The organism is Pseudonocardia yuanmonensis, from assembly GCF_039542425.1.
Lineage (GTDB): Bacteria > Actinomycetota > Actinomycetes > Mycobacteriales > Pseudonocardiaceae > Pseudonocardia > Pseudonocardia yuanmonensis.
Window position 1 is genome coordinate 43729 of record NZ_BAABIC010000035.1, and the last position, 8506, is coordinate 52234.

At 75.4% G+C, this 8506-nt stretch carries 7 protein-coding genes; 1 reads left to right on the top strand and 6 read right to left on the bottom strand.

Translation table 11 applies throughout. From position 1 onward, the window contains the following. Nucleotides 1–7: 7 nt before the first annotated feature. Nucleotides 8–1669 carry a sensor histidine kinase gene (locus tag ABD990_RS32290; RefSeq protein ID WP_345384598.1) on the top strand — a complete coding sequence of 554 codons (1662 nt, stop codon included), beginning with the start codon at nt 8–10 and terminating at the stop codon, nt 1667–1669. On the opposite strand, the gene ABD990_RS32295 is transcribed toward ABD990_RS32290, so the two are convergent. The 6 genes from ABD990_RS32295 to infB all read right to left on the bottom strand — a co-directional run. Further along, nucleotides 1575–2930: an MATE family efflux transporter gene (locus tag ABD990_RS32295; RefSeq protein WP_345384599.1), complete on the bottom strand. Its 1356-nt coding sequence runs from the start codon at nt 2928–2930 to the stop codon at nt 1575–1577. The two genes, ABD990_RS32290 and ABD990_RS32295, sit on opposite strands and share 95 nt — an antisense overlap. A 125-nt stretch (nt 2931–3055) precedes the next feature. Then, nucleotides 3056–3613, bottom strand: coding sequence for a class I SAM-dependent methyltransferase (locus tag ABD990_RS32300; RefSeq protein WP_345384604.1), 558 nt, complete (start codon nt 3611–3613; stop codon nt 3056–3058). 199 nt (nt 3614–3812) lie between these two features. Further along, nucleotides 3813–4817, bottom strand: coding sequence for a DHH family phosphoesterase (locus ABD990_RS32305; protein WP_345384605.1), 1005 nt, complete (start codon nt 4815–4817; stop codon nt 3813–3815). A 70-nt stretch (nt 4818–4887) separates the two neighbouring features. Beyond that, complete coding sequence (gene rbfA / locus ABD990_RS32310) at nt 4888–5349, bottom strand: 30S ribosome-binding factor RbfA (protein ID WP_345384600.1); 462 nt, start codon at nt 5347–5349, stop codon at nt 4888–4890. 68 nt (nt 5350–5417) lie between these two features. Continuing rightward, complete coding sequence (locus tag ABD990_RS32315) at nt 5418–5711, bottom strand: DUF503 domain-containing protein (RefSeq protein WP_345384601.1); 294 nt, start codon at nt 5709–5711, stop codon at nt 5418–5420. A 72-nt stretch (nt 5712–5783) separates the two neighbouring features. Then, nucleotides 5784–8506 (bottom strand): translation initiation factor IF-2 (infB, locus tag ABD990_RS32320; protein ID WP_345384602.1); only part of this gene is annotated, 2723 nt, incomplete at its 5' end.

Genomic DNA, 8506 nt, shown 5'->3' on the forward strand with positions numbered 1-8506 from the left:
CACCGGCGTGTCCCCCCGACCCCGCCGCGGTTCCCGCCTCGTCGGCCGGCTGCTCCTGCTGCAGCTCGTCACGGTGCTGGTGACCGTCGGCGGGGTCGCGGCGTTGGGGGTGTTCGGGGCCCGCGAGCTCGAGTCCGCGGCGGCCGGGCGGCTCACCCTGGCGACCGCGCAGTCCGTGGCCGGGGACCCCGGGGTCGTGGCGGCGGTGCGGGCGGGCGGCGACCCGCTCGTCGTCTCCCGGACCCTGCAGCCCGTCGCCGAGCGGGTGCGGGTCGCGACCGGCACCGCCTTCGTCGTGATCATGACGCCCGACGGCGTGCGGTACACCCACGCCGAGCCGGACCGGATCGGCGGGGTGTACGTCGGGTCCATCGCCGAGGCCCGCGCCGGGCACGCCTACACGGAGCACTATCCCGGCACCCTCGGACCGTCGGTGCGCACGGTGGTGCCGGTGACGGACCGGGGTCAGATCGTCGGGCTGGTGTCCGTGGGCGTGCTGGAGACCCGGATCAGCGCGCTGGTGGCGCGCGAGCTGCCCTGGATCCTCGCCGTCGCCGCGGCCGCGGTGGCGCTGGGCGCCTTCCTCGCCTGGCTGCTGGCCCGCCGTGTGCGCCGGCAGACGCTCGGCCTGGAGCCCGAGGAGATCGCCGCTGCCTACACCCACCACGACGCCGTCCTGCGGGCCGTCCGCGAGGGCCTGATGGTGCTGGACCGGGACGGCCGGGTCGTCGTGCTGAACGCCGAGGCACGCCGCCTGCTCGGCTTCTCCCCCGACGAACCGGTGGAGGGACGGCGACTGGTCGAGCTGGGTGTGGACCCCGCGCTGCGGGCGGTCACCCGGCTGGCCACGGGCGGTGTGGAGGACGTGCGCGACACCCTCACGCTGGCCGGCGAGCGCGTCCTGCTGCTCTCCCGCACCGCGGCCGGACCCCGGGCGGGCGACGGCACCCGCGTGGTCACCCTGCGGGACCGCACCGAGCTGGCCGGGGTGCTCCGCGAGCGCGACGCCGCGCGGGACCGGGCCCGCGCGCTCGCCGGTCAGGCCCACGAGTTCGCCAACCGGATGCAGACCGTGCTCACCCTCGTGCAGCTCGGCGACACGGACGACGCGCTGCGGGCCGGCACCGCCGCCGTCGACCGGGCGCGCGGGCCGGTGCTCGACACGGTGCACGACCCGGTGCTGGCCGCCCTGCTCACCGACAAGGCCTGGACCGCGAGCGAGCGCGGGATCGCCTTCGCGGTGCGGGACGAGACCGAGGACCCGCTCCCGCTCGCCCCGGACGACCTCGTCTCGCTCGTCGGCAACCTGGTCGACAACGCCCTCGACGCCGCGGAGGGCTCGGCCGACCCGCGGGTGGAGGTGCACCTCGCCGACGGGGTGCTGGAGGTCGCCGACTCCGGGCCGGGCATCCCGCCCGAGGCGGCGGACGACGTCTTCGAGCACGGCTTCTCCACGAAACAGGTGCGCCCGGACCGGCCCCGCGGGATCGGGCTGGCGCTCGTCGCGCGGATCGTGCGCCGGCTCGGCGGCACGGTCGAGGTGGTCCCGCGCGAGCCGGGCACGCTCTTCCGGGTCAGCCTGCCTGCCGGCTCGACTCCGGACCCAGCACCGCACCCGGCACCGCCCAGCGTCCCGACCGCGTCCGCAGGCCCACCGCCACGAACCTGATCAGCATGAACAGCGACAGCCCGGTCCAGATCCCGATCAGCCCCCACCCGGCCACGAGCGAGATCCAGATCAGCGGGAGGAAACCGCCGACGGCCGCGAGCAGCGTCGTGGTGCGCAGGAACGCGGCGTCGCCGGCCCCGAGCAGCACGCCGTCGATCGCGAACACCACACCGGCCACGGGCTGCAGGGCCACGAAGAACCACCAGGCCTGCGGGATCGTGTCCAGAGTGGCGCGATCTCCGGTGAACACGCCCGGCAGCACCGGGTAGAGGGCCGCGAAGAGGAGCGCGAACCCGACGCCGAGGACGAGCCCGTACCGGATCACCTGCGCCGCCACGCTCTTCGCGCGTTCGGCCCCACCGCCGCCCAGCGCCGCCCCGACCAGGGCCTGCGCGGCGATGGCGACGGCGTCGAGCACGAGGGCCTGGAAGTTCCACAGCTGCAGCACCACCTGGTGTGCGGCCACGGAGGACGCCCCGAACCGTGCCGCCACCGCCGTGGCCGAGAGGAAGCAGACCTGGAACCCGGCGGTGCGCAGGATCAGGTCGCGGCCCATGGACAGCTGCGCGCGGATCAGCGCCGGCCGCGGCCGCAGCGACACCTCCGGGTGCGCCCGCTTCTCCCGGGCCAGCGCGGCCAGGAACAGCCCGGCGACGACGACCTGCGCCGCCACGTTCGCCACGGCCGAGCCCTCCAGACCCCACCCCAGCCCGTGCACCAGCACCGGACAGAGCACGGCGGACAGGCCGTTGCCGGCCAGGACGTAGCGCAGCGGGCGCGCGGTGTCCTGCACGCCGCGCATCCAGCCGTTCCCGGCGAGCGTGACGAGGATGAGCGGCGCCCCGAACAGCGCGATCCGCAACCAGCCGACGGCCGCGTCGGCGACCGCGCCGCCGTCGCCCAGGGCGTTCGCGACCGGCCGCGCCACCAGCTGGCCGACCCCGAGCACGAGCAGCCCGACGGCGAGCGCCACCCACGTGGCCTGCACGCCCTCGACGACCGCCTCGGGCCGCCGGTTCGCACCGTGAAGCCGCGCCGAGCGCGCGGTGGTGCCGTACGACAGGAAGTTGAGCGCGGTGGTGACCTGCGCGAACAGCACGCCCGCGACGGCGAGGCCGGCGAGCGGGACCGCCCCCAGCCGTCCGACGACGGCGGTGTCCACCAGCACGTACAGCGGCTCCGCGGCCAGCACGGGCAACGCCTGCGCCGCGAGCCGGAGGACCTGCCGGGCGGGCACCCCCTCGTGATCGGACGAACTCACGCACTCATGGTTTCACAGCGCACACGCCGTCCCCGGCGCTCCCGTGCCGATGCGGCGCGGATCAGGCGGGCGGCGCGGATCAGGCGGGGCGGCGCGGATCAGGCGGGCGGGGCCGGACCGGCGGATCAGGCGGGGCGGGGGCGGCGGCAGACGTAGGCGTAGGCCGGGGGCAGGTTGCGCCAGACCGTCCGGCTCACCACGACCTCGTCGAACACCTCGGAGAGCAGTCGCCGGAACCGCCGGGCCGTGGTCATCGGCGCGGTGTGGGTGTAGGCGAAGGTCGCGAAGGCGCCGGTCGGGCCGATCGCCGAGGCGACCTGGTCGAGGATGCGGCGCTGGGTGGCCCCGCCGAACAGCGACCAGGGCAGCCCGCTGACCACCGCGTCCACCTCCGGGACCGCGCGGGTGGCGAGCAGGCCGGTGAGGTGCTCGGCGTCGCCGTCGACCACCTCCAGTTCGGGGCGGGTCCGCCGCAGGTAGGCGGCGAGGCGCGGGTCGAGCTCCACGGCCAGGTGCCGCGCGCCGGCGGGCAGCCGGTCGGCGATCGCCGCGGACACGGACCCCGTGCCCGGCCCCAGCTCGACGACGGTCGGGGTGCCGTGCGTCGGGACCACCGAGGCCAGCAGGTCGGCCAGCCTCGGCGAGCTCGGGGCCACGGCGCCGATCTGGCCCGGGCTGCGCACGGCCGCGGCCAGGAAGGCGCGCCGTGCGCCGCTGGTCAACGGCGCTGCGGGGGATGCTGCAGGGCAGGTCGGGAGTCTCCCGGCCACGCCACCCACGCGGGTGGACGGGGCGGGGAGGGCGGGCTCAGCGGTCAAGTCGTCCTCCTCGTCGGGCCCGAGGGTACGCACCCGACCCTGAGAACGAGGTGAACGTGAGGAATCACCTTCGTCCGGAACGTACCCGGGTGGTCAGGGCCTCCCGGATCGTGCCGAGGACCTCGTCCCGGGTGCCGTCGCGGGTGAAGCCGGCGGCCCGCGGGTGCCCGCCGCCGCCGAGCCCGACGGCCACCGCCGCGACGTCGACCGCGCCCCGGGAGCGCAGCGAGACGGTCCACCGGGTCTCCGCGACCTGCTTGAGCACCACGGTCACCTCGGCCTCGACGGCGGTGCGGACGTGGTCGACCACGCTCTCGACCTCCTCGGGCCGGAAGCGCCGGACGACGTCGAGCGGCACGGTGGCGTGCACCGTGCCGCGGCCGGCCGGCACCCCGGGCTCCAGCTCGGCCCCGGCGAGGATGCCGCCCAGCGCGCCCAGCCAGGCGAAGGGGTGCGAGTCGACGAGCTCGCGCATCAGCGGCTCGACCTCCACCCCGGCCTCGACGAGCTCGGCGGCCAGCCGGTGCGGACCGGGCCCCCCGATGCGGAAGCCGACGGTGTCCGTGGCCAGCCCCGCGTAGAGGCACCGGCCGATCACGGGGTCGAGCGGGGTGCCGAGCTCGGCGAGGATTCGCCGGACGAGCAGCACGGTGGCCTCGGCCCGGGGATCGAGCACCCGGATCGTGCCGAAGCCGGGGTTCGACGCGTGGTGGTCGACGAGGATCGCGCAACCGGCGGCGTCCACCCGGCCGGCGAGCACGCCGAGCCGGTGCTGGTCGGCGGTGTCGCACGCGACCACGACCTCGGGCGCCTCCGGCACGGCCGAGGCCGGCACCAGCAGGCCCTCGGGATCGAGCGCGCGCAGCGACTCGGGCGCGGGCTCGTCCTCCCCCTGGACGCCGAAGGACACCCGCACGGACACCCCGCGCCGGTGCAGCGCCAGGCCGAGTGCGAGGGCGCTGCCGAGGCTGTCGGCGTCGGGCGACACGTGCCCGAGGACCACGACCTCCGCCGCGTCCCGCAGTGCGGCGGCGGCCTCGGCCACCGCCCGGGCGACCGCGCGGTCGATCGCGGCGTCGGCGTCGTCCCGGTCGTCCGGGCCCAACGCCGCGAAGCGGGGCTGCGCGGTCACCGGCTGCTCACTCCTCCCCGGCCTCGGAGGGGTCCTGCTCGCGCGGTGCACGGTACGGGTCGGCGTCCCCGGCGTGCCGGGCGCCGGCGGCCAGCCGGGCCACCTCCTCGTCCGACGCGCGGGTGCGGGCGAGCAGCTCCTCCATCCGGCGGGCCTCGTCCGGGACCTCGTCGGCGACGAAGGACAGGCTCGGTGTGTGCCGGATGCCGGTCTGCCGGCCCACCATCGTGCGCAGCACGCCCTTCGCGCTGTCGAGCGCGGCGGCGGCCCCCATGGTGTCGGGCGCCTCGTCGACCGTGCGGCCGAGCACCGTGTAGTACACGGTGGCCTCGCGCAGGTCACCGGTGACCCGGGTGTCGGTGATGGTCACCATCGCCAGGCGAGGGTCCTTCACCTCGTGCTCCAGCGCCCCGGCCACGATCTGCGAGATCCGCTTCGCCAGCCGGCGGGCGCGGGCCTGGTCCACCATGACGCGCTCCTCCCTGCGGGTCGTGCGCGGCGACGGCCGATCATCCGGTGTCGCCGCTCACGCCCCGTTCAATCCTCCGGTCCCAGCATCCTGTGCCGGGCGGACAGCAGTTCCAGCTCGGGGCGGGCGGCGACGAGCCGCTCGCAGGAGTCGAGCACCTCGGTGACGTGCCCGGGGTCCGCGGCGACACAGGACACCCCGATCAGCGCACGGCGGTGCAGATCCAGGTGACCCGCCTCGGCGGCGGACACCGCGAAGCGCCGCCGCAGCTCGGCCACCACGGGCCGGACGGCGGAGCGCTTCTGCTTGAGCGAGTGGACGTCCCCGAGCAGGACGTCCAGCTCCAGTGCTCCCACGTACATGCTTGAAAGACCACCGGGTCCGAAAGCCGGGGTCGGCCCGCAACCGCAGGCCGACCCCGGCAGACAGGGCCGCTAGGCCCGGGGCTTCTCCCGCATCTCGAAGGTCTCGATCACGTCGTCGACCTTGATGTCGCTGTAGCTGCCCAGGGTCAGACCGCACTCGAAGCCCTCGCGGACCTCGACCACGTCGTCCTTGAAGCGGCGCAGCGAGCTGATCGGCAGGTTGTCCGCGATGACCACGGAGTCCCGCAGCAGGCGCCCGCGGGCGTTGCGGCGGATCTCCCCGCTCATCACGAGGCAACCGGCGATCGTGCCGAACTTGGAGGACTTGAAGACCTCGCGAACCTCCGCGCGGCCGAGCTCGACCTCCTCGTACTCCGGCTTGAGCATGCCCTTCAGGGCCTGCTCGATCTCCTCGATCGCCTGGTAGATCACCGAGTAGTAGCGGATCTCCACGCCCTCGCGGTTGGCCAGCTCCGTGGCCTTGCCCTCGGCACGGACGTTGAAGCCCATGACGATGACGTTGTCCGCGATGGCGAGGTTGATGTCGCCCTCGGTGATGCCACCGACGCCACGGTGGATCACCCGCAGCTCGACGTCCTCACCCACGTCCAGCTTCATCAGGGCGTCCTCGAGGGCCTCGACGGTACCCGAGTTGTCACCCTTGATGATCAGGTTGAGGGTGCTGGTCTCCTTCAGCGCGGCGTCGAGGTCCTCAAGCGACACGCGCTTGCGGCGGCTGGCCAGCTCGGCGTTGCGCTCGCGCGCCCGCCGCCGGTCCGCGATCTGCCGGGCCACCCGGTCCTCGTCCACGACGAGGAACGTGTCGCCCGCACCCGGGACCGAGGTCAGACCGATGACCTGCACCGGACGCGACGGGAGCGCCTCGGTGACGTCGTCGCCGTACTCGTCGACCATCCGCCGGACGCGCCCGGAGGCGTCGCCCGCGACGATCGAGTCGCCGACCCGCAGCGTGCCGCGCTGGACCAGCACGGTCGCCACCGGACCACGGCCGCGGTCGAGGTGACCCTCGATCGTGACGCCCTGGGCCTCCATGTTCGGGTTGGCCCGCAGGTCGAGCGCGGCGTCCGCGGTGAGCAGGATCGCCTCGAGCAGCTGGTCGATGTTCGTCCCCTGCTTCGCGGAGATGTCGACGAACATCGTGTCGCCGCCGTACTCCTCCGCGACCAGGTTGTACTCGGTCAGCTGCTGGCGGATCTTGGCCGGGTTCGCGCCCTCGACGTCGATCTTGTTGACCGCGACGACGATCGGCACGTCGGCCGCCTGGGCGTGGTTGATCGCCTCGACCGTCTGCGGCATGACGCCGTCGTCGGCCGCGACCACGATCACCGCGATGTCCGTGGACTTCGCCCCGCGGGCACGCATGGCGGTGAACGCCTCGTGACCCGGGGTGTCGATGAAGGTGATCGGGCGCTCCTCGCCCTCCAGCTCCGTCTGCACCTGGTAGGCGCCGATGTGCTGGGTGATGCCGCCGGCCTCGCCCTCGCGGACGTTCGCCTTGCGGATCGTGTCCAGCAGCCGGGTCTTACCGTGGTCGACGTGACCCATGATGGTCACGACCGGCGGCCGGACGACCCAGTCCTCCTCGTCGCCCTCGTCGCCGAAGGAGATGTCGAAGCTGTCGAGCAGCTCGCGGTCCTCCTCCTCCGGGCTGACGACCTGGACGTTGTAGTTCATCTCGTTGCCGAGGAGCTCGAGCACCTCGTCGGCGACCGACGCCGTGGCCGTGACCATCTCGCCCAGGTGGAACAGCACCTGGACGAGCGAGGCCGGGTTGGCGCCGATCTTGTCCGCGAAGTCCGTCAGCGACGCGCCGCGCGGCAGCCGGATCGTCTCGCCCTGGCCCTTGGGCAGGCGGACGCCGCCCACCGAGGGGGCCTGCATCGAGTCGAACTCCTGGCGCTTCTGCCGCTTCGACTTGCGGCCCTTGCGCGCCGGACCGCCGGGACGCCCGAAGGCACCCGCCGTGCCGCCGCGGCCACGACCGCCGCCGCCACCGGGACGACCGCGGAAGCCGCCACCCGCGGGAGCACCGCCACCGCCACCGCCGCCGCCGGGACCACCGCCGCCGCCGGGACGGAAACCGCCGCCACCGCCGCCGGGACGACCACCCGGACCGCCGGGACGACCACCGGGACCGCCACGACCGCCGCCGGGACCGCCGCGCCCACCGGGCGCGGGACGGCCGCCCGCCGGGCGGGCGGGCATCATGCCGGGGTTCGGACGCGGGGGCATGTTGCCCGGGTTCGGGCGCGGGCCGCCGCGACCGGGCTCACCCGACCGCTGCGGGGGCCGCGGGCCACCGGCACCGGGGCCGGGACGCGGGGCGCCGCCCTGCTGACCACCCTGCTGGCCACCGCCCTGCTGACCACCCTGCTGGCCCTGCGGGCCGGGACGCGGCGCGGCGGGGCGCGGCCGGGCGCCGGAGCCGACGCCGAACGGGTTGTTGCCGACACGCGGCTGGCGCGGGCCGAGCTTCGGGGCGCGCGGGGGCACCGTGCCGGCGCCGCCCGACGCAGCCGCAGGCTGCTGCCGCGGCGCCTCCGGACGCGGGCCCGGACGCGGGCCCTGCCGCTCGCCACCCTGCTGGCCGCCCTGCTGGCCACCGCCCTGCTGACCACCGCCCTGCTGACCACCGCCCTGCTGGCCGCCGCCCTGCGCGGTGCGCTGTGGCTGGGCCGGGCCGGGACGCGGACCCGGGCGGGGACCCGACTGACCCGGCTGGGCCGGGCGGGCGGGCGCCGCCGGCGACGCCGAGGCGGCCGGGGCCTCCG

Bases quoted from the DNA above. Each gene is read 5' to 3' on its own strand.
- rbfA (WP_345384600.1), bottom strand. From the start codon at position 5,349: ATGGTGGACCAGGCCCGCGCCCGCCGGCTGGCGAAGCGGATCTCGCAG.
- ABD990_RS32315 (WP_345384601.1), bottom strand. From the start codon at position 5,711: ATGTACGTGGGAGCACTGGAGCTGGACGTCCTGCTCGGGGACGTCCAC.